Annotated in this window: 16 protein-coding genes; 8 read left to right on the forward strand and 8 right to left on the reverse strand. The window is 56.4% G+C overall.

All coding sequences use genetic code 11. The features are described 5' to 3' along the window. Nucleotides 1–65 precede the first annotated feature (65 nt). Nucleotides 66–1,259, reverse strand: coding sequence for an outer membrane protein assembly factor BamB family protein (locus SV7mr_RS13195; protein ID WP_419187344.1), 1,194 nt, complete (start codon nucleotides 1,257–1,259; stop codon nucleotides 66–68). Between the two features lie 774 nt (nucleotides 1,260–2,033). On the opposite strand from SV7mr_RS13195, the gene SV7mr_RS13200 reads away from it, so the two are divergent. The 5 genes from SV7mr_RS13200 (at nucleotide 2,034) to SV7mr_RS13220 (ending at nucleotide 7,338) form a co-directional block, all read left to right on the forward strand. Continuing rightward, entirely contained in the window at nucleotides 2,034–2,390 is a 357-nt protein-coding gene (locus SV7mr_RS13200) for a YbaB/EbfC family nucleoid-associated protein (protein WP_145272787.1), read from the forward strand. 19 nt (nucleotides 2,391–2,409) lie between these two features. Further along, the gene (gene recR, locus SV7mr_RS13205) at nucleotides 2,410–3,018 is read left to right on the forward strand and encodes a recombination mediator RecR (protein WP_145272790.1); all 609 of its coding nucleotides are present in this window, start codon (nucleotides 2,410–2,412) and stop codon (nucleotides 3,016–3,018) included. A 152-nt stretch (nucleotides 3,019–3,170) separates the two neighbouring features. Continuing rightward, nucleotides 3,171–4,676 carry an RNA polymerase factor sigma-54 gene (rpoN, locus tag SV7mr_RS13210; RefSeq protein ID WP_473163637.1) on the forward strand — a complete coding sequence of 502 codons (1,506 nt, stop codon included), beginning with the start codon at nucleotides 3,171–3,173 and terminating at the stop codon, nucleotides 4,674–4,676. 151 nt (nucleotides 4,677–4,827) lie between these two features. Further along, entirely contained in the window at nucleotides 4,828–6,171 is a 1,344-nt protein-coding gene (locus tag SV7mr_RS13215) for an excinuclease ABC subunit UvrC (RefSeq protein ID WP_145272793.1), read from the forward strand. A 105-nt stretch (nucleotides 6,172–6,276) separates the two neighbouring features. After that, nucleotides 6,277–7,338, forward strand: a complete 1,062-nt coding sequence (locus SV7mr_RS13220) for a threonine aldolase family protein (protein ID WP_145272796.1) — start codon at nucleotides 6,277–6,279, stop codon at nucleotides 7,336–7,338. A 96-nt stretch (nucleotides 7,339–7,434) separates the two neighbouring features. Here the strand turns inward: SV7mr_RS13220 and SV7mr_RS13225 are convergent, their stop codons facing one another. The 3 genes from SV7mr_RS13225 to SV7mr_RS13235 all read right to left on the reverse strand — a co-directional run bounded on the left by SV7mr_RS13225 (nucleotide 7,435) and on the right by SV7mr_RS13235 (nucleotide 11,727). Further along, nucleotides 7,435–8,961: a DUF1598 domain-containing protein gene (locus SV7mr_RS13225; protein WP_419187345.1), complete on the reverse strand. Its 1,527-nt coding sequence runs from the start codon at nucleotides 8,959–8,961 to the stop codon at nucleotides 7,435–7,437. A gap of 525 nt (nucleotides 8,962–9,486) precedes the next feature. After that, the gene (locus SV7mr_RS13230) at nucleotides 9,487–10,242 is read right to left on the reverse strand and encodes an arginyltransferase (RefSeq protein WP_145272802.1); all 756 of its coding nucleotides are present in this window, start codon (nucleotides 10,240–10,242) and stop codon (nucleotides 9,487–9,489) included. Between the two features lie 87 nt (nucleotides 10,243–10,329). Beyond that, on the reverse strand, nucleotides 10,330–11,727 hold the full coding sequence (locus tag SV7mr_RS13235) for a DUF1598 domain-containing protein (protein WP_145272805.1): 1,398 nt from the start codon (nucleotides 11,725–11,727) through the stop codon (nucleotides 10,330–10,332). 806 nt (nucleotides 11,728–12,533) lie between these two features. On the opposite strand from SV7mr_RS13235, the gene gnd reads away from it, so the two are divergent. Both gnd and SV7mr_RS13245 read left to right on the forward strand, forming a co-directional pair. Then, the gene (gene gnd / locus SV7mr_RS13240; protein WP_145272808.1) at nucleotides 12,534–14,012 is read left to right on the forward strand and encodes a decarboxylating NADP(+)-dependent phosphogluconate dehydrogenase; all 1,479 of its coding nucleotides are present in this window, start codon (nucleotides 12,534–12,536) and stop codon (nucleotides 14,010–14,012) included. A 241-nt stretch (nucleotides 14,013–14,253) separates the two neighbouring features. Then, nucleotides 14,254–15,357: a molybdopterin-binding domain-containing protein gene (locus tag SV7mr_RS13245; RefSeq protein WP_145272811.1), complete on the forward strand. Its 1,104-nt coding sequence runs from the start codon at nucleotides 14,254–14,256 to the stop codon at nucleotides 15,355–15,357. A gap of 186 nt (nucleotides 15,358–15,543) precedes the next feature. On the opposite strand, the gene SV7mr_RS13250 is transcribed toward SV7mr_RS13245, so the two are convergent. The 3 genes from SV7mr_RS13250 to SV7mr_RS13260 form a co-directional block, all read right to left on the reverse strand. Then, the gene (locus SV7mr_RS13250; protein ID WP_145272814.1) at nucleotides 15,544–15,891 is read right to left on the reverse strand and encodes a hypothetical protein; all 348 of its coding nucleotides are present in this window, start codon (nucleotides 15,889–15,891) and stop codon (nucleotides 15,544–15,546) included. A 412-nt stretch (nucleotides 15,892–16,303) separates the two neighbouring features. Further along, entirely contained in the window at nucleotides 16,304–17,305 is a 1,002-nt protein-coding gene (locus SV7mr_RS13255; protein ID WP_145272817.1) for an NAD-dependent epimerase/dehydratase family protein, read from the reverse strand. Nucleotides 17,306–17,466: 161 nt separating this feature from the next. After that, the gene (locus tag SV7mr_RS13260) at nucleotides 17,467–18,678 is read right to left on the reverse strand and encodes a hypothetical protein (RefSeq protein WP_145272821.1); all 1,212 of its coding nucleotides are present in this window, start codon (nucleotides 18,676–18,678) and stop codon (nucleotides 17,467–17,469) included. Between the two features lie 379 nt (nucleotides 18,679–19,057). Between SV7mr_RS13260 and SV7mr_RS13265 the strand changes: the two genes are divergently transcribed. Beyond that, the gene (locus tag SV7mr_RS13265) at nucleotides 19,058–20,263 is read left to right on the forward strand and encodes a hypothetical protein (protein ID WP_145272824.1); all 1,206 of its coding nucleotides are present in this window, start codon (nucleotides 19,058–19,060) and stop codon (nucleotides 20,261–20,263) included. Nucleotides 20,264–20,309: 46 nt separating this feature from the next. On the opposite strand, the gene SV7mr_RS13270 is transcribed toward SV7mr_RS13265, so the two are convergent. Then, the gene (locus SV7mr_RS13270; protein ID WP_145272827.1) at nucleotides 20,310–21,347 is read right to left on the reverse strand and encodes a DUF368 domain-containing protein; all 1,038 of its coding nucleotides are present in this window, start codon (nucleotides 21,345–21,347) and stop codon (nucleotides 20,310–20,312) included. Between the last annotated feature and the right edge of the window lie 83 nt (nucleotides 21,348–21,430).

Consider the following 21,430-nt stretch of genomic DNA (forward strand, 5'->3'; position numbering starts at 1 on the left):
AAACCATCCGAGTGTGATTGATGAGGAGACGAAAACGAATGCGATGTGTCCAGACAGCCCAACGTTTATGGTTTCTTGATACAGTACAAACAACGATCACTCCGCAACAACAGGCAATCATTTGCGATCGCTGGACTGGCATTAAAACTTTCATCCTCGCTGCCCAGCTGATTGAGCGCTAATTCGTTGTATTCGGGCGAAGCATCCAGCACCAGGACTCCTTTATCACGCGTCGTCAGAAACAGTTTCTGGCCATCACTGACGATGGAACCATACACGCGGCTTCGCGTCGGCATCCGCTCGCGAAAGACTTCTTCGCCGTCGGCAATCCGCAGGCAGAGCGCGATGGATTTATCGTGAGACCAAAACAAATGTTCGTTCACCACAATCGGACTGGTCACATTGGCACCGCGCGGTTGATGCCAGACAATGTGAGAGGCTTCGACCTCGCCGCGACCGCCAGGACGGACAACAAAGGTGCGATTGGTGCGTCCTCCGCTGCAATAAAGCAAACCCTGATGCGTGACAACGCGTGGGACGATGTAGTCTTCGATCGCGTGGCAGGTCCAAAGCTGCTGTCCCGTTTTTGGATCTAGCCCCAGGATCGCGTCCTTCTGGTTGCAGATCAATTCCTCCGATCCATCTTTCAGCGTGACCAAGCTTGGCGTGGTCCAGGAGCGAACGATCTGATCATTCTGCCAAACCGTTTCGCCCGTGGCTTTGTCCAACGCGAACATCGTCCCGGACTCGATGGAAGCATTTTGAATCACCGTGTTTTGATACAAGATGGGACTGGCAGCAGCGCCGAAACCAGTGGTGTTGATTCCCAGATCACGCCGCCAGCGGAGCGTCCCTTGATGAGACAGCGCGACCAGACCGCTGGGACCGAAGTAGGCGTACACGCCGCTGTCATCAACACAAGGCGTCGGCGAAGCGTAACCGTGCTCCGCCACTCGCTTGCCGTATGCTTGTTCTGCCGATGCGGGATCGATCGGGCAGTCCCACAGCAATTTGCCGTCACTCAATTGCAAACACAAGACATGAAGCTTCAGCGATTCCCGCTGACCGGGCTCGGTAAAGTCCAAGCCATATCCTGTGTAGGCCGTTAAATAAATGCGTCCCTTCCAAACCACCGGACTGCTGCTGCCCTTGCCTGGCAACGGCGTTTTCCAGGCCAAGTTCTCTATCTCGCTCCACGTTGACGGCAGATCAGCCAGGGCGACACCACTGCCATTGGGGCCGCGAAATTCGTTCCACACAGCGCTTTGGGGTGCAGATGATTTTGCGGCTCCCGCTGCAGCGATCGTCCGGGGTGCACTTGCCGAACCCCGATCACCCCCTGTGGTCTGATCACGACTGGGAGGATCAGCCCAGCAAAACGCACTGGACAGAACGCAAATGAGAAACGTCGCACAACGACCTAAAGAGTTCGGCATGGAGGCAGGCAGGGTTGCGAGGAAGGGCTTGACGGGCAGGTTGGCTGGGCAGGTTGGCTGGGCAGGCTGGCTGGGCAGTTGAAGAGACTCAGTCCCCATCCCGGTGAGCGGACCTGAATGCGCTGGCAAAGCCATTGATGCGAGACAAGCCGCTGATGGATGACTGAGTTCACTGCCAGTTTAACCACAAAGCCTCTGGTTGTGGGTCATTCAGCCGGTTTCCACCGGTTGGGTGGAGTCGGACTCCCAGACAATCTGTCAGCAAGCGCTTGGGATGGCTATCGCCCCCGACATGACACACGGATTGGTCAACGCAAACCGAGGCCGAACCCGGAAAAAACGCAGATCGGGTGTGTTGCGTTGACCTGACGCCGGCTGATCAGAAAACAGGTTTGTCGGCCAGCGATGCGGCGATTGGCTGGGCCCACGCTTGCCTTCACCAAGCGGATTCGCTAAACATCGGGAAAGCCAGATGTCGTCGTGACTCCTAAATGCTAGTCTTTGTTGCCTTGGCAATCTGATTGCATCCTGCATGCAAAAGACGGGTGTTCCCAACGCGTCATTTCCCCAACACATAAACTGACCGGCAAGACTGATATGTTCAAAGGACTAGGAAATCTCGGCAACATCGCTGCGTTGATGGCATCCTTCAAGGAATTGCCAGGCAAGATGGAAGAACTCAATCTGCGCATGAAGGAAACGTTCGTGACCGGAAGCTCTGGCTGCGGACATGTTTCGGTGACTTGCAATTGCACCGGTCAGGTTCAAAAGACGGAGATCACTGTCGAAGGCATTCCCAACGCGAAACTGCAGCAAGCGATCACCGACGCGGCCAACGAAGCCGGCAAAAAGGCCAAGGCCGAGTACGCCAGCGCGATCAAGGCAATGGCTACCGAAATGAATCTGGACATTCCCGGCATTGACGGGTTCTTGACCACGATGACAGGACACTAAGAAAGGCTGTTTTCCAGAAATGAAAGATCAGGAAAAGCACGCCGGAGCAGTCTCCAATCTGGTCGACCAGCTCTGTCGACTCCCCGGAGTCGGCCGCAAAAGCGCCGAGCGCCTGGCGTTCCATCTGCTTCGCGTCCCTGAATCCGAAGCCTATGCGCTTGCCGATGCCATTCGTCGGATTCGCAGTGACGTCCACTACTGCAAGGCCTGCTTCAATCTGTGTGAAGACGAACTGTGCAGCATTTGCCAAGATCCTCAACGCGATCAAACTCGGCTCTGCGTGGTCGAGCAACCTCGCGACCTGATGAGCTTGGAACAGTCCCAGGCCTTCTCTGGGGTCTATCATGTTCTGCTCGGCAGGATTGCTCCGCTCGATGGCATTGGTCCGGACCAGTTAACCATCGAACCCTTAGTGGATCGCGTTCGGACAGGCAATTTTGTGGAGGTCATCATGGCCACCAATCCGACCGTCGAGGGCGACGGCACGGCGTTGTATCTGAGCAACCAACTCGCAGAATACCCTGTCCAGCTCACCCGACTGGCCAGGGGAATCACCGCTGGAAGCGTGTTGGAATATGCCAATCGCGAGATGATTGCCGACGCGTTGACGGGCCGACAGGCTCTGTGATCTTCCCTAAAACCGGTCATCCCGGTCGGAAACACACCAATTGGCACAAAAAATGCAGGCCACTGGGAAGGTGATGCTGCGGTCTCAACCGTTTAGGCGGTATGATGACTGCAGGTGAGATGTAACCTTGTTTCCAATGGAATGATGACCCGATGAGTGGAATGCGAATGTCGATGGGCCTACGGCCCGAACTGAAGCAGACACAAACACTTGCTCCGCGGATGATCCAGTCGATGGAGATCCTGCAGCTGCCGATGCTTGCGCTGCAGGAACGGATCGAACAAGAGCTCACCGAAAATCCGCTTCTCGAACAAACCGAAGTCGAACCAATCGTCGCCGACGATGATTCCGACCAACGCAGCCCGAACGATAACCGCAGCGAAGACGAGCGCGAGCTGGTCGTCAACGACAACAGCGACAACAAGGATGACTTCGAGCGTCTGGAGAACATTACTCCGGAGCTGCCCAACACCTTTGACGAACCGTTTCGGCGCAGCAGCAACCAAATGCAAGACGATGCCGATCGTCGCCATGACTTGATGGCCAACGCCCAGAGCCGTCCAGAGTCATTGAACGACTACCTGCTGCATCAGCTCGCTGAACTGGACATTGACGATGATGCCGAACGGATTGCTGAACGCATCATCAGCACGCTTGATGCGCGCACCGGCGGTTACTTGCAAACACCGCTGGCCGACTTGTTGACCAGCGACCATAGCGCGGCGGATTACGAAGTCGCCGAACGAGCGTTGCAGATCGTGCAGTCGCTTGAACCGACCGGGATCGCCGCTCGCAGCTTGAGCGAATGTTTGCTGATGCAACTTCGTCCCGAGTTCGAGCACTACGAAGAAATGGAAGTTTTGATCAGTCGCCACTTGGAAGATTTGGCAGCCAACCGCTTGCCACAAATCCAAAAAGCCACTGGATACTCCATTGAACTGATTCAGACGGTTCGTGATGAGCTGCAAGTTTTGAATCCAAAGCCCGGTTCACAATTTTTGGAAACGCATGTTCCCAGTGTGACCCCAGACATCATTTTGGAACAAGACGAAGAAGGCAACTATCAGATTCGACTCGATGACGATCGCGTGCCTTCATTGAATGTCAGCGACTACTACCGTCGTCGGCTTCAAGACCCCAGTTGCTCGCCTGAAGAACGCGAGTTCATCAAACGCAAAGTCAACAGTGCCCAGTGGCTGATCGAGGCCATTCAACAGCGGCGCAGCACGTTGACGCGTGTTGCCGAAGCGATTGTTGCGCACCAAAAACGATTCTTCGACGAAGGCCCCGAGGCGATCGAGCCGCTGAAGATGCAACAGATTGCTGAAAAGGTCGGCGTCCACGTCACCACGGTCAGCCGTGCGGTCAACGACAAGTGGATGCAGACGCCACGCGGCATCATTCCTCTGGATCGACTCTTCGTCGGAGGCACGCAGACGGACGACGGTGAAGATGTCGCCTGGGTGACCATTCGACTCAAATTACAAGAGTTAATCGACAACGAAGATAAAGGTGAACCGTTAAGCGACGACTCGCTCGTCAAGAAACTGGCCGAACAAGGCATGACTGTCGCACGCCGTACGGTGACCAAGTATCGCAAACGTATGGGCATTCCCAGCAGCCGGCAACGAAAGGATTGGTCGCTGACCAAAAAGTGATCGCCAGACCCATTCAAATGGAATGCAGCCCCGCAGCAATCTCGCCTGCGCATGACGCTGGCACCTGGCCAGCCCAGCGGCGCGGTGCTCCTCGCTGATCAACGGCCAGCGAAGAGAGACTTCTCAAGCACGTGTGGACCCACTGTCACCGATGACCACTCCATCTGACGATTCACCAGACGAACCACAGGGGTTCGAATACGCGGCGACCAAGGTAAAGACATTCCCGCAGTCACCCGGCGTCTACTTGATGAAAGACGAAACGGGACAGGTAATCTACATTGGCAAAGCGAAGAACTTGCGCTCGCGCGCCGGAAGCTATTTCTTAAAGGCCGCTGGCGAAGACGCACGCACCGCCAACTGGGTGCACGAGATCGCTGACATCGACTACTTGGATGCCGAAAGTGAAGTCGATGCGTTGCTGATGGAATCGCGTCTAATCAAAGACGTTCGTCCCAGGCACAACAAGGAACAGAAAGACGACAAGACCTTTCCGTACTTGATGATCACGACTCGGGACGAATTTCCACTGGTCGAAGTCACACGCGAACCGCGTAGCAAAGGCGTCAAACTCTACGGCCCGTTCGCAAGCGCCGGAGCCCTGCGCGGTGCCATTCAGGTTCTGCAACGCATCTTCAAGTTCCGCACCTGTTCGCTTGACATTAGCGAGTCGGACGAACGTTGGAAGTGGTTTCGGCCCTGCCTGTTAGCCGCAATCGACCAGTGCTCGGCCCCCTGTAACTTGCGGATCAGTAAAGAAGACTACCGCAAAGACATTCGCCGCTTGCAAACCTTCCTCGATGGAGGCCAGCGCAAGCTGATCAAGGAAATGCAAGCGGACATGATGGCGCTTAGCAAGGCCATGGAATTCGAGAAAGCTGCCGTGCTCCGCGATGAGATTCACATGCTCCAGCGACTTGACGAGCGCGGTGAACTGGACACTCACGCCCAACCGGAAGTGTTTTATGTTGATCCGCAAAAAGGCCTCACCGGGCTTCGCCAAGTGCTTGGGCTGAGTGAAACGCCGCGCATCATCGAGGGTGTCGACATTGCACACTTGGGTGGCGGCGAAACCGTTGCCAGCTTGGTGCAATTCATCGATGGCTTGCCGTTCAAACCAGGCTATCGCCGCTTTAAAATCAGGGACGTCGATGGCATCGATGATTTCCGCAGCATCTACGAAGTGGTCTCGCGTCGATTCCGGGGGCTTAGCGACAAACAAGAGATGTTTCCTGATCTCCTGCTCATCGACGGTGGCAAGGGACAACTGAGTTCCGCAATGGCCGCGTTCCGCGATCAGCAGATTACACCGCCGACGGTGATTTCTTTGGCCAAGCGCGACGAAGAGATTTTCCGCCCTGGGGAAAGCGATCCGATCCGACTTTCCAAACACTCTTTTGCACTGCGTCTGTTGCAGTACGTGCGAGACGAATCGCACCGCTTTGCCCAACATTATCACCATATTTTGCGCAATAAATCGACCTTCGATCGTTAACCACTGCGCACCGGGTGAAAAGTTAGCGTGGTCCGGCTACATTTCGCACTTCGCGAGGCCGCGGTTGCCTCGCCGCGTCCGTGGAGTGATGACAGGAATTCACGCATGTTTTTTGCCAGTGACAATTGGGCCGGTGCTGCAGACGAAGTCGCCGATTCGCTTCGCCAACATAGCGAAGGCTTCTCGCCGGCGTACGGCGAAAGTGACCTCGATAAAGGGCTAGAGCAACGCTTCAACGATCTGTTTGAAAAAGAGGTCGCGGTCTTCTTTGTCGGAACAGGCACCGCTGCCAATTCGCTAGCGTTAAGCTCCATGAATCGGCCCGGCGGATTTGTGCTTTGCCACCGTGAGGCGCACCTCATTGAAGACGAGTGTGGAGCCCCGGAGTTTTTCACTTCAGGTGCTCGCCTGGCCCCGATCGATGGTCCGCTCGGTAAGATTGATCCCGATGCCTTGCACACTGGGCTCAAACGGCTTGACCCCAATTTTGTCCACCATGGTCAACCCATGGCGGTCAGTTTGACTCAGGCCACTGAAGTTGGCACGGTGTATACCTGTGACGAGCTCGCTCTGATTGCCGAACACACGCACTCATTCGGCCTGCCCTTGCACATGGACGGGGCTCGCTTCGCAAATGCACTGGTTCGACTTGGCTGCACCCCAGCAGAGATGACTTGGAAAAGCGGTATCGATGTGCTCTCGTTCGGTGGCACCAAGAACGGTTGCTGGTGTGCTGAGGCCATCGTGTTCTTCAATCCCGAAAAGGCAAAGGAACTGCCGTTCATTCGCAAGCGTGCTGCGCAACTCTTCTCCAAAACGCGTTTCATCGCGGCACAGTTCCACGCTTACTTGAACGATGACTTGTGGATTCGCCTGGCCACGCGAGCCAACGAGATGGCCGATGCATTGGCGCGCGGTTTATGGTCATCAAGCGAAGTGCAAATTGCCTGGCAGTGCCAAAGCAACGAGCTCTTCGTCACCATGCCGCAAGCCCTGGCAGATTCGTTGCAAGCGCGCGGTGCCTGCTTCTATCCATGGCCGGTCCCGGCGGACCAAGCCAACAAGATTCCCACCGGTCATTCGCTGTACCGCCTGGTCACATCGTTCGCGACAACCGAAGAGCACGTGCAGCAATTCTTGGCCTTGGTTGCCAACCCTGACACCTAATCGATCAGAGTGGCATCCTAGACAAGCAGATCGCGGCACAGCGAAGCGAAGCGGATCACTGGCAAGTGGTGACTCCAGAGGCACTCTTGCTGCCGCTTATCTTGCCGCGTCCCACCACCAGCGCTGTGTGTCCTCGGGCTGCAAATCGATCAGCCGATTTTCTTGTTCCAGCGAAGCGTAAATGATCGGCTCCTGCTTCACGCTTTCGCCAGGCGAAACCCAGACGCCGCCGCTGGCGACCAAGATATGATGCCGCTTGGTGCGGTGCCGAACGGTATGCATCGCTGCGATGGATTCGACTTGTTTGGGTGCTCGCAGCTTCCAATCAGTGTGCGCGTCCTCGGCAATGAATGCTTCGGCAAGCTGGTCGATCCGATCGTCGCCAAACCGATGAATGATGTTGGCAACCGCCGCGGCGCGGTACAGCGACTCCAGGGAACTGTACACGGGATAGCGATCACAGATCGTTGAAAAGTGACGATTGAAGTTTTCGACAAAGCGTTCGCTGCGTGGATCTCGCATGACATTGCCACGTTGGCCGTTCGCCAAGGCACGCTGATTTTCGCCACTGAGCTCAATCGGCAAACCAGCGATTTCAAAGATTTTCTCTTCACGATCACAGCGTACAGCCATCGGTCTGGATTTAAACCAAAGCCGCATAAAGACATCACTGGGCGGCCCCTGGGCGATGAAGTGGGTGACGGCATCAAAGTAGGTCTCAACGCCTTCGGGCATCTCTGCTTCTTCGAGCGCAAGCTGCTTCATGTGTCGATCCGCGACAACCATCAACATCGCGATGGCGGAGTTGTCTCGTGTTCCAAAGACCTCCACGCGCTGCATGCCCAGCGCTTTTTCCATGGCATCGGCGGCCTTGGTGATCGGCATCTGTTTGCTTTGTATGGACTGCCCGACGCCCATTGCATTCTGCAACCCTTGGGGAGTCGGATCGATGGTGCAACCAAACGGACGATTCTGCATCGACGAAGCCATGCAGCGTGCCAAAAAGTCATTGCGAATGGGGACACGACCAGTAACGGCATCGGCCAACCAATCACCACGCAGCTCGATGCCGCCCACCGGACCAGCGATCACCACGTCGTCTTCGGTAAAGAGGATGTACTTGATCACGCTAAGCCCCGCCAGATGGCGAATCTCGATGCCAATCGGTTCATTCGCTTTTCGACTGGCCACGGTCGCTTGATGCAAACGTTTCAGCGACACGCAGCGCAGTGCGGCGGGAGCCGACCAATCGCGATTGCTAATGCCACCCGGAGGCGAAACCAGTAACCGGCGGCGAAACTCTTTGAATCCATCAGCACTGGCGGCCGATGCTTTGCTGACCTCGCCAGCGGTCCCCTTGGGATCCACCATCACTCCCTGCGGATAAGGGGCCATGGTGCTGCTCCCGCCCAAGTTCTCCCATGAATCGGGAGCAATGGTCTGTTCAATCAAATTCATCAACGAAGTAAAGTCAGCCATCGCGCCACCACCGGAAGCGATGCCCGGCGTCACCGGACGCGGTTGTGGCTGATCAGTCACAGCAGGCTGCCCGAACTGAGCCTCAACCGTGGACGCACTGAACAACAGCACCGCCAAAGCGCCGATCGCGAAAATGCCTCTCAAGCCAATCGCCCGCCCACGGTAAGAATTCCGTCTGTGAGAATCCTTCCAGTGCGTACCTTTTCTGATCAGGATGCCGTGACGCATGCGAGAAACTCCGTTTGAGTGACGTGACACAATGGAATGCACCAAGTGCCAGAACAAAACTGTAGATAAGGTAAAGCCAGCGCGGGGTACAGGCAAGCAGTCCCGCATTCGGCCCTGGAATCAACCCAGCAAGCAACTCAGACGGATGATGGAGTGTTGGATCGGCTGGTGCATCCCGGAGGACCTGGGTCTTTGCCCCACAAACCCAGCCGCACGTCCAACAACGCGATCTGAACCCGATTTCCTTGCCTGCAGCCCCCTTCACACTAGCACCGACCGGGCTGGCTTCACTGTGATGATTTGGTTTTAGCCACGGTTGGGCAATGAAAATCTTGTGCCAAAGCGTTTTTTTCCCGAACTCTCTCCCGCTGCGGCGACACTGAGCGATCCTGCTGCAGCGAAATCAAACAATTTGTCGCGAGACCGCTCTCGGTCGCACGCTCACAGCAAGGCTGATTCCTGGTGGTCCTGCCACTGCCCATCCCGCAGGCATTGCTGGGGTTTGAATCGCGCTTTGTAGTTCAGGTGCGGATTGGCACGAACGTAATATCCCAGGTACAGCAACTCGCGTTGACAGGATGCGGCCAAATCCGCCAATTGCAAAACGGCCAGGGTCCCCAGCGAATACTTGCTGTAGGAGGGGGCAAAGTAAGTGTAAACGGCACTGATCGATTGCTCGCCCAGGTCGGCGATGGAAACCGCCACCAATCTCTGCCCCAGCCAGAAGGAGAGTTCCAGCGACACGGCGCTGCTGTGGACCAAGAACTCCTCGTAGTCCTGCATGGACAGAGCCCGTTCACCCAATCCACGTTCAAGACGGTGTCGATTGAAGAGTTCCAACCGCACCGCATCGCTGCGAGGAACTTCGACCTGCCGCTTAAGATCGACCTGGGCTCGTTTAACCACTCGCCGCTGGGAACGCGAAGGCCGCATGGTATGGACCGGAACGCGAACGGGGACGCACTGGTTGCAGGCAGGACAGCGGGTGCGATACCAGAACAGTCCTGAACGCCGAAAGCCAGTGGCTAAGAGTAGATCAACGTCGACGCCCGAAAGCGAGCCTCGGGGCAGCCGCAACGGCAGGCAGGCAAGTTGATCATCGAGATACGGACAGGGCATCAACTGATCAGCAGTCGATGCTTCTGAATGCAGCAGAGCATCGATGGGATCGTCGGCAGTGTCGGTGGGTGGGCGCATAAAAAACACCGGCTGTCACAGGGTTTGCGACAGCCAGTGTATCTTGATTTTGCTGCAATGGAAAACGTTTTGACTCGGCGAGTCAAATCAGTCCCACCACCATTGACCGTCTTTCAAGCCTTCGGGACCTGATTCGCCAAGAATCCGCTTGTTGTCACCGCTTGCGTCAACGCTAACGGCGCTGGAAGACAGTGCTTTGCGAGGCTGCATTTGCACGCCGCCACCCAGGGGAGTCATCAATTGGTTGCCACGCCAGACCGCATTGACAGCCGTTTCGACTTGCTCAGGAGCGTTGTAGGTACCGACGGAAAACGCGTCTTCGTTGCCCAGCACTGGCATGTTCCAGTCAGCCTGTGTGTAGAAATCTTGCTCTTGGATGTAGGCCGCTGCGATGGCGACGTTCATCAATTGTCGCATTTCAGCGAAGATGCGAACCTTGGAAGCGATCTCGGGGAACTTCTCGGTGAAGTCACGGCAGAAGCCTTGGCTGGCAGGATTCGCACGTCCGCTAACGGTTCGCTTGCCGTCAACTACGCGTTCGTTTTCGCCGACCAACTCGACATCACGTTCGTTGATCTTCATGGCCAAGCCGTCGTCGCTGACAGAGATGCCATCGTAGCGAGGCTGGAAGTACCAGCGTTCAAGAGCATTGTTGCCACGAGCACCGGGTGTTGAGCGATCGACAAAGCTCCGCATTCGCACTGGCAGTCGCTCCAGTCCGATGCCGACCAGCTTCATGCGATAGTCTGCTTCGACAAGCACGCGTGCAAAGTGAGTATTGGTTGGAACACCTTTGATCGTGACCGTCTGCAAGCCCAAGTTGTTTTTCAGCCCGGCAACGATTTGCGGGGTCATGGCGCGATTCACGTTACGGATGGAACCGAGGAACTGTTGCAAACGCTCCAGGCCTTCAGCGGTGGGGTCAATGGAAACGCTGATTACATTGGTCGGTTTTGCCTGCGGTGCATAGGCACGCAGAGCGGTGACGACGTCTTCCAGCAGCAGCGTGGGCTGGCCGGTCTGCATGCCAACGAATCGATCGGTGGGGTCGGCGACAAAGCCTTCTGCAGGACCAGCGATTACGATGTCTTTGGTTTCTGGATAGAAGAAGACGTAATCGATTGAAGTCAAACCAGCCATGGCACGTAGGTCATCGCTGATCTCGCCGCCGTTCTCACGCTGTGCATTGACAGCCGCTTCGAGGCGTTGCAGCGAAACCTTTCGCAATTTGCTAGGACGCATCAGATCGTTGCCACGCTGTTGACGAGCAGCCATCAAACGCTGCTGGGCGACACGCGGATCAAACATGCGGATTTTCAAGACGCCAGTGGCATCAATATCGACACCAGCGATCGGCTGGGCGAAGTCGTTGGTGGTGTTGCCGCCGCCGATACCGCCATTATTCTGACCCCAAGTCGTCTGGGAAATGGACAGAGATGCGAGGGCGGTGGCTACGACGAGCGTGAGACGGAAAAGACGTGTCATCGGTGGACCCAGATTTGTTAACGTCCAAACGCCAAAATACGGCGGTTCGGGAGAAATTCACTAGTTATGACAGTAATTAGTCGAGCCACTCACGGCAAGGAAGTAGATCGTCTAGGAGTAATTTGCGGAGGATTTCTGCCCGATTGCCCCTCAAAATCAGTCAATTACAAAAATTGATACTCATTTCTTGTCGGGCGTCTGACGCGGTGGTCAAACAAAGGCTCCCGCAAACCCCTTGCCGCAGTGTGTGGCGGCAAACTCGGCGTGCGGCCGCCAACTCAACGCGATGGACAAAACGCAGATGTTTCGCTCTGCGTCCTCTGATCGCTCCGCTGCGGCCAGATAGCGGCGTCCAAATTCGCCAGCTCCACTAACACGCCTGGGGTCGCGACCTCTGCAATGAGGGATTGCCCTACTGCTGTTTCGGCGTTTACAAGCCTCGCCATGAGTCCTGCAAACCCTGTTCCGTTTTCTCGGCATGATTGCACTGTCTCAGAGAAACGGTGTGTTTCCGAGCCATGCCTGTCGCCGCCGGGCCTTTTCGTTTTTGTCATCCGCCGTAGAATCTGGGCTCAGTTTACTTTCGCCCAGTTTCTCCCTGAAACGAGCGAAGCGCGATGCCCCAGTCGCATGAGTCTCGCCCGAGACCCCCATTCGACCGGCGGCCCGATGATCCACGGGACCCACTGACAGGCTTCCCACTGAACCGGGGACCATGACCAGCGCCTGGCAGCTTGCCGCCGGCGTGTTTGAGCCCCAAACGATCTTCATTAGGTCATTCCCTTTACTTTGCGAGAAGAGTTTACATGAGCGGCGATTGTGATTTTGGTTTGATTGGTCTGGCAGTCATGGGCGAAAACTTGGCACTGAACGTGGAGAGCCGTGGTTATAAGGTCGCCGTTTACAACCGGACCACCAGTAAAGTCGACGAACTGCTCGCGGGCCGCGCCGCCGGCAAGAACTTCGTCGGCGCCCACTCCATCGAAGACTTTGTGAAGTCGGTCAAACGACCTCGCAAACTGATGATGCTGGTCAAGGCTGGCCCCGCTGTGGATGCCCTGATCGATTCACTGATCCCATTGTGCGAGCCAGGTGACATCATCATCGACGGCGGCAACACGCATTACTTGGACACCGAACGCCGTACCAAGAAGGTCGAAGACGCTGGCCTGTTGTACGTCGGCTGTGGTGTCTCTGGCGGTGAAGAAGGCGCCCTGAAAGGCCCCAGCCTGATGCCCGGTGGATCCGCCGACGCGTGGCCGGAAGTCAAAGACATGTTCCAAGCCATCGCTGCCAAAGTTGGCCCCAACGACGACATCCCTTGCTGCGAATGGGTTGGCCCTCGCGGTTCAGGACACTACGTCAAAATGGTTCACAACGGCATCGAGTACGGCGACATGCAGTTGATCTGCGAAGCCTATCACCTGCTGAAAGAAGTCGGTGGACTAAGCAACGATGAACTGTACGACGTCTTCCAACAATGGAACGAAGGCGACCTAGCCAGTTACCTGATCGAGATCAGCCGTGACATCTTCAGCGTCAAAGACGACCAAGGCGGCGACGGATTCCTGGTCGATAAGATCCTGGACGTGGCCGGAGCAAAGGGGACAGGAAAATGGATGAGCCAGCTGGCGTTGGACCTCGGCGTCCCCAGCACCCTGGTCACCACCGCCGTCTTCGCACGTGGGCTTTCCGCTCAAAAAGAAGCTCGCGTTCGCGCCAGCGAGCAACTCCCCGGACCCGCTGACTCTCAAAACACCGCTTTGCGTGGAGTCGCCAAAGACCTGATCGGGGACAAGGATGCCTTTGTCGACGCCGTTCGCCAAGCCTTGTACGCATCAAAGATCGTCAGCTACGCGCAAGGGTTTGTCCAATTGCAAGCCGCATCGGCTGAACATGACTGGAAACTCGACTACGGTCAGTGCGCCTTGCTGTGGCGTGGCGGTTGCATCATTCGCGCCGTATTCTTGGATCGCATCAAAGAAGCCTTCGACGCCCAGGGTGATTTGGAAAACCTGTTGCTTGACGGCTTCTTCAAAGATGCGATCGCTAACGCTCAAGAAGCATGGCGGAACGTCATCGCAGTGGCCAGCACACTGGGCATCCCCGTGCCAGCATTCTGCACCGCTCTGAACTACTATGACGGCTATCGACTTGCTCGTTTGCCCGCCAACTTGTTGCAGGCTCAGCGGGACTACTTTGGTGCCCACACTTATAAGCGTGTGGACATGGAAGGCACCTTCCACAGCGAATGGCTAGACCTTCGCAAAGAGCCCAAAGAATAACATTGGGTCATTGAGGGGCCGAGCCTTCGGTCCATGCATCAATCCGATCACCAGTGGCAGCGTCCACTGGTGATTCGATCTTCTCGATTCACCTTTGCAATGCAGGCGATGATCACTGCAGCTTCACTGTGTTGCTGTTCCCTTCGCCCAAGGGCCCATTTGCTACAGTGGAAACCCAAGCGACTGCTTGACGTGTGTCGCCCGCTGGGTTGCTGCTCCTCACCACTGCCTGGTTCTCTTCATGAGTCGAATCGTTTGCCCTTTCTGTTCGCTTCATTGTGATGATGTCATCACGACAGTCGCGGAAACTGATTCAGAAGACTTCGGCATCAAGACACTGCACCGCTGCTCGCTGGCCGAGCAAGGCCTGCAAAGTGCGCTCAATCCACCGCCGCCCCGAATCGGTGACAACCGCTTTGAAGCCTCGCGGTGGGACAGTCTTGTGCCGCAAGTCGCTCAGCAGCTGGAATCTCTGGACGCACCTCCACTGGTCTCGCTTCGCAGCGCCACCATCGAACTGGGGAAACAACTCGATGACTTGATGCAACAGGGACGCCTTCGGCTATCGATCCCGCAATCGCCCAGCGAACAGGCTTGGGATCAAGCGGTCGGACGCGAAACCAGTCTGACGGCAACGCTGGGCGATGCCTTGGTTCACGCGGATCTGGTTTATTCGCTCGGTGACCTTGCCGACTCGCTGCCACGGCTGGCAACGCGTTTTACAGACCACAAGCTGACGGTTCACTCGCTGCACACGCTAACGTTGCCAGTGATGACGCGACTGAATCAAGCCTTGCACCAACCGGGTGGAAAACCCGTGGCGGAGGAAACGGTTGAGCCATTGCTGCAACAGATGCAAACCGCCAGCTACACGGTGTTTCTGGTCGGCCCGAATGCCTTCGAATCCGCCTCGGCAACCGTGCTGGCCGAACAGTTCTGCCGCTGGGTTGCAGCGATGAATCGGCCGGCGAAGTCAGACGCTCAGCTCCTGCAGCGAGCGGTCTGTTTGCGTTTTGACCCGCTTCAATCGATTCGCAATGTGTTTCGCTGGCGTCGCAATGACATCACGGGGCTGGCACCGAAAACCGGGCCCGTCAGCATTCGACTGGGCAACTGCCCCAGCGCGGGCACCGAACAACGGGCCTTGATTCAGATTGGTGGTGATGACCCAGGTCGGCTCGCCGCAGAGATCTTTCTGCCAGCAGAACAAGCGGGCATCCAGCGCAGCGGCACCGTGATTCGCGGGGATGGCACCGTCACCTTGCCACTGGTTTCCGCCACGGCAACAAGAAACCTGCCCAGCACCAGCGAGTGGCTGGACAAGTTGTTCGCAGAGATTTCATGATCGCCGATGAGTCGTTGATCGGGCGGCAATGGCAGCTGCGCTGCAAACGCTCTCATCGGATGCGATGACACGCATGCCGAATAAACGGCATTCGCAGCACAGCATTCGATTTCAAAACGCCAGCAAGTCCATCCACACCGCAGCGCAGACTTTTAGACTTAGGCGGCCAATGGCAACGCAGCGCCGTTACATCTCGGCAGCCTGGGACTCCAGTTCGAGCGCCAAGGCAGCTTCTTCGGCAATTTGCGCGGCCGTGCGGCGACGACGCTTGCGTGGCTTGGCGTTCATCCACTCTTTGGTCATCACTTCGAAGACCTCGGGCGTTTCATAGCGCACGATGTTTTTGCCTTCGGGCATCGGGCCAATGAGACCACGAAAGACCGGCATTCCGCGCAGCGCTAGATCAGTACTGCAATCATCACAACCAATTTGTTGATGAGACTGCGTTAACGGTTCAACGGTTGGGTAGTCTGAAATCATCAGCGACCCATCACGTCCGCGCGTGACCACGCGGAAGGTATCTTTTTTGGCCATGGTGCCTCCTGGAGGGTGGAGTGGCGCATTGTGTCATCGCAAGTTGGCAACCATCGAAATCTCAACATCCGATCTGCAGGGAGGGCAGATGGGAAGGTTGGATGTTGTCCCATGACAGCAGCACAGCACCAAGCATGATCACACGTTGTCATGTCAATCAGTTTGGGACTGGCAGATTGGGGGAGGTCTGTCAGAGGAATTTCGCCAAGGCAGCCATTCGTACAGTAGCTATCGTCCGCAGTTGCGGCTCAGATGAGTGCTCCGCAATGATTCTTGTCGCTGCAGGTCAGAGGCGGCATTACACCGCGATTGACACGAGCATGCGGCGTGACGCATCTGACTGGCTTGAATTGAACAACACAAACCATAGCGACAACGTCTGCGATCACTCCAAGCGGAACGACCGGTATGTTCAGATGTCCGACGCTGCCCAGGCTGCCTCAAGTCGCTCCAACCCTTCTTGCATGCTGATGCACACTTTGTAACCCAGTCGCTCTTTTGCGGCCGAGATATCAAAGTAGTGGTCCTTGGCTAACTGTGCGGCCACGAACCGCGTCATCAGTGGCTCTTGCTGACGCCCCAGCACTCGATAAACCGTCTCCAGCATCCAGCCGGCACTGTACGCCACCGACAGCGGGACACGTCTTGAAGGCGGTTTCACCTTGCCAAGCTTACAAATCGTTGCAATCCAATCCCAGCAGTTCACCGGTTCGTCTTGCGCGATAAAGTAAGCTCTGCCACCGGCGACGTCGGGTCGCTGCACCAACGCATCGAGCGCATCCAGATGAGCGGCAGCGGCATTGATCACATGCACGGTATCAATCAGGTTCTTGCCATCACCGACAATTTTCAACTTCCCTGAACCGGCCCGATCAATCACCCGGGCCAACAGGTGCGGATCGTTCTCGCCCCAGACTAAATGCGGCCGGAGAGCACAGGTGTTCAGTCGGCCTGGCTCGTGAGCTTGCAGCACCGCTTGCTCGGCCAATGCTTTCGTGGCCGGGTAAGCACAGAGCCACTTGGTTGGATAAGGCACTGATTCGTCGACGCCTTTTTGATCCTGGCCATCAAAGGTCACGCTGGGACTGCTGGTAAAAACCAACTGACCAATCGCCTGCTGACGACAGGCTTCGATCAGATTGAGCGTCGCCTGGGTATTGATTTGGTAGAACCGTTCGTAGTCGCCCCACACGCCAGCGATCGCAGCGGTATGAATCACCGCGTCAACATCCCGGCACACGCTCTGGACGACCTGGGGATCACATAAATCGCCCTGGTGATAGTCAACGCCTTTAGCAGACAGCTCGGGGTACTGGCCTCGAGAAACGCCAACCACGGTATCACCACGCTGCAAGAGCTGGTCAACAATTTCGCCGCCTAAAAATCCAGCCGGTCCAGTCACCAAGACGCGCATTCAGTTCATCCACAGTGGGTGTTTGGTGTCGAAAGTCATGGCGGACCGCGCGCGACGCAAACAATCTCTTGCCGCAACCATCGGCCACCAACCACTGCCTGAATCTTCACCACCGAACTGCCAGTCGTCAAGATGCCACGGCGAGTTCCAACAGAACGCCGTCAGGCGGCGCGAGAGGCTGTGCCGCCCTGTTGACTGATTGGTTGCACGCCCTGCTGACAGATCTGCTGCACCTGCACCGGATCAAACAGATTCTCGGAATGAAAGGGCATCAGAATCATCCGTGCCGTGGAATGCACCGACGGCACCGTCAACGCTTGCTGTAGCTTGTTTAGGAAGGAACTGCCGCAAAGGTACCGATCATAATAAGCACAAACATTGGCCGACAACGTTCGCAGCTGCTGATCGCTCATCGAATCGATGCGTTCAATCGCTTGAATCAACCCCGAACGACCTTCGAAGCAAATCGCATTCACATTGTCCTGAAGCGGAGGGTGCATGCGATGGCCATACTCGACCAGTGGAACACAACCGACCGACATCGCCTCAACGACATTATGGCAAACCGGTTGTGCAACGCCGGGACAGCAGACAAAGAACTGATGCTCAGCCAGCGTTGCCAGCCACTGCTCGCTCGCAATCGGATGCTCGGTCGCATCTCGCAACACGATGGCATCAGGATTGCCCGCTGCAGCGGTCTTTCCAATCCGACCGGAGAACTGTTCCTGTAGCGCCGTCACGATGGCCCCGCGAGAGAGCATCTTGAAATCACGCTCCATGGTGTCTCGCGAGTAGCGTGCTTGCAGGTTTCCTGCAAAGAACACGCCGGCCTTGTCAGCTGAACGTTGCTCTGCCAAGTACTGTGGCGTTGCCCGAGTAATGTGACAGGGGAACATGGGATACGGCATCACCGGCAGTCCTTCAATCTGATCGCGACCGCAGAGCAGGCTCCAAGCTTGGTTGCCCGCCTGATCTGCCGATGAAATGCGATCCGTCAACACCAAGTCCTCCGCCTGGTGAGCCCAGCGTTGACCTTCACGACGCACACGTTGCCAATAAACGTTGGGCATCGACAGGAATTCTGCACCATGCGTTTTGTGCGCAATCAAGCCCAACAGACGCTTTCGACAACGCAAGATCACACTCCGATCAAGGCGCAAGGCATGAGTGGCAATGCACTGCAAATGCCTGGCACCATCAAACAGCAGTGTCGTATGATGCAGGTCCAAAACAACTCTCGCAGCCTGATCACCCTCCCAGTGGTCGCCGCGGGCCTGCTCTCTTTGTTGCGTCCGCGCCGTCGCTGCATTCTCCAAGCATCGACGGGCCTTCATCAAATCCAGTGGGTAGCGGAAACGATCTTTCCATCGCATCGACGAATCATGCCCCGTGGTAATCAGTGGTCAATCAGGAGCAACTGGACCGGCGCGCAGACCGTCCTTGGTCAAACGCTGGACTCAGCAATGATTGCATCATCACTTCGCACACCAACTGCCCCATGGTGTGGCACGTTGTTAGCAAGTCGAAAGCGAGCGACGCAACAGGATTCCCATCCCCCATGGGAAGACCGCCATCGCTGGCTTTCCATTTTGCGAACCACCAGCAGCGGCAACCCTGGGAACCCGCCGCCACAGAGGCAAAACGCGACTCCATCGGTTCGCCGGTGCGAACCGAAAACCGATCGCTGTCCGTTTCCCGCAGAGCTGCAAGCTGGACTTGACCCCGGATCCCACAAATGGCTATTCAAAGGCCATGAACAATACCAACCAAAACGAGTGGCGCCGGCTCTGTAAACTGGGCACCTTGTTCTCAATCCTGACCAGCCTTGTGATCGCTGCCGCGACCGATGCAACAGCCCAGGATTCCCTGAACCTGCCGTTTTCGCAAACACTTGCGGAGACTCCAAAGACAGCGTCCAAGCCGACACAACACTACGTTTTGCTGACCAACGGTAACGTGTTCGCCGGCCAGATCGAACGAGCGGGACACTGGGTGGTCATCCATCGCAGTGAGGATTCCGCGCTCCGCGTTCCCAGCAATCAAGTGGTGGACATCAAGCCCTCGCTGGATGGTTTGTATCAATTGCGAATTGGCAATCGCCACCACCTGGACTTGCAACAGATTCACGACGACATTCGCTGGTCTCTAAAAGTCGGCCTGCTGGATCGAGCCGCTGAAGACGCCATTCGAGCGAAAAAGCTAGATCCGCACGACCCGCTGACCAAACACTATCTCAAAACGGTCGCCATTCGCTTGCAGGAATCACTGGATTCGTCAAAGCAGATTGCCAATGCCTCTGGTGTGCGAAACGCCGGCTTCGAAACCAATCAACAACAAGGCACGGTTGCTTCAACTCAGTACATTCAACCAGCCAGCGAAGGCATCGCAGCGACGCCATCGAACCCCATTCGATACGTTCCGCTTTCCAGCCAGAACAAACATTGGTTCGCAACCAGCGTTCACTCTGTCCTTGTCAATCGCTGTGCCAGTTGCCATCGCCGAGGCCCAGATTCGCCATCCGATTTCCAGCTCAGCTCCCGAGCTGATGTTTCCTTTGCCGCCAAGAATGCGGTCGAACAAGACTTGGCTGCCGTACTCAGGTACGTCGACCGACTCCAGCCACAGGCCAGTGGGATTCTGGTCCGTTCCGGCGACGGCCATGGTGGAAAAAAGGGAACACTCGGCGGATCCCCAGAACTCACTCAACGACTCCGAAGCTGGGTGTTCGAGACCGCTGCCGAATTGCGTTCGCAACAGCCCTCGGGTCCGGCGATGAATCAATCGCAAACGATTCAACAAAGCAGCTTCATTGAATTTGCCGACGACGAGCAACCAGCCAGCGAAACGCAACCACAATCGGCCTCCAGCGGCATTCGTCGCATGCCGCAGGTCACAAACCCGAACGATCCTTCGATCTTCAATCGACGCGTCAGCCAGTTACCTGACGTCCCCCAGTGATTGAAAGGCATCGTCCGTATTCGCCACTGCCAATGCTTAATAGTGGCTAGCGAAGCTTGCTGGCAGCCAGTTTGTCGATCACCAGCACGCACAGGGTTGAGGCAAGCGCCAGACCAATCAAGAGCCAACTATTGCCGGGCCAATTCTGCGGCGCCAGGTGCTGGAACTCTCGCAGCTTGAACTCTAAATCTGCCGTCTCCGGCGTGGGCGTTTGAAACGGCCACAACTTGTAGATGCTGCCGACCATCAATCCGCATAACGCGGCCATGGTGGTATCATGATGGTGCTTTAGTAGCCAGCGCAGGACACGCGAAAAGGCCAACAGTCCACACAGGCAGCCGCTGCAGAACACTGCAATCTGAACCAGATTCTCGCCCGTGACGCTGCCCTTAACGGTCTCCTTGAGCGTCCCGGTGATCGGATGGTAAACGCCCAGCAACAGTAAAATGAAGGCGCCACTGATGCCCGGCAAGATCATGGCACAGATCGCGATCATCGCTGAAACGAATAAGTAGACCAGCGAATCACTGCCGGGCATTTGGCTGGCCAGGCTGATTCCCACGGCGGCGACACCGCCGCCGACTAACCCAGCCCACTGAGCAGTGCCCCAACGACCGATCATCCGCCGCACAATCCAAGCGCTTGCCAAAATCATGCCGAAGAACACCGCAAATGTGGCCGGCAAATGATCATCAAGCAACGTGTGCATCAATCCAGCCAGCGAAATGATCCCCGCCACCACGCCCACGCCGATCAGAATCAAAAAGCCAAGATCAGCATGAAGGAAGGCCTGCTTCACGTTGCGCTGCAACACAAGCTTCACAAAATGCCGGTCCAATGAACTGATCGCCAGGATCAGCCGTTCGTAGTGCCCGAGGATCAATGCGACAGTTCCACCGCTGACGCCTGGCACGGTGTCGGCAGCTCCCATGCAAAATCCACGCACAACTTGCAGCGCCGGATGAGCGGGAATACGGCGATTGGCTGTCTCTGGCACGTCTGCTTCTAGTCCATCTGCTGGTACAACCGCCGTTTTCGCTTCAAACGGAGGATCGGATGGCTCCGCTTGATCGGCCGACGACATTTCGGAATCCTTCAAAGCTTATTTGCCTGTATTTTTAATTGTTCTTTGCGATGCTTGGGTGCCAGCACGATCTGCCGGAAACA

Source organism: Stieleria bergensis (genome assembly GCA_007745635.1).
Classification (GTDB): domain Bacteria; phylum Planctomycetota; class Planctomycetia; order Pirellulales; family Pirellulaceae; genus Stieleria; species Stieleria bergensis.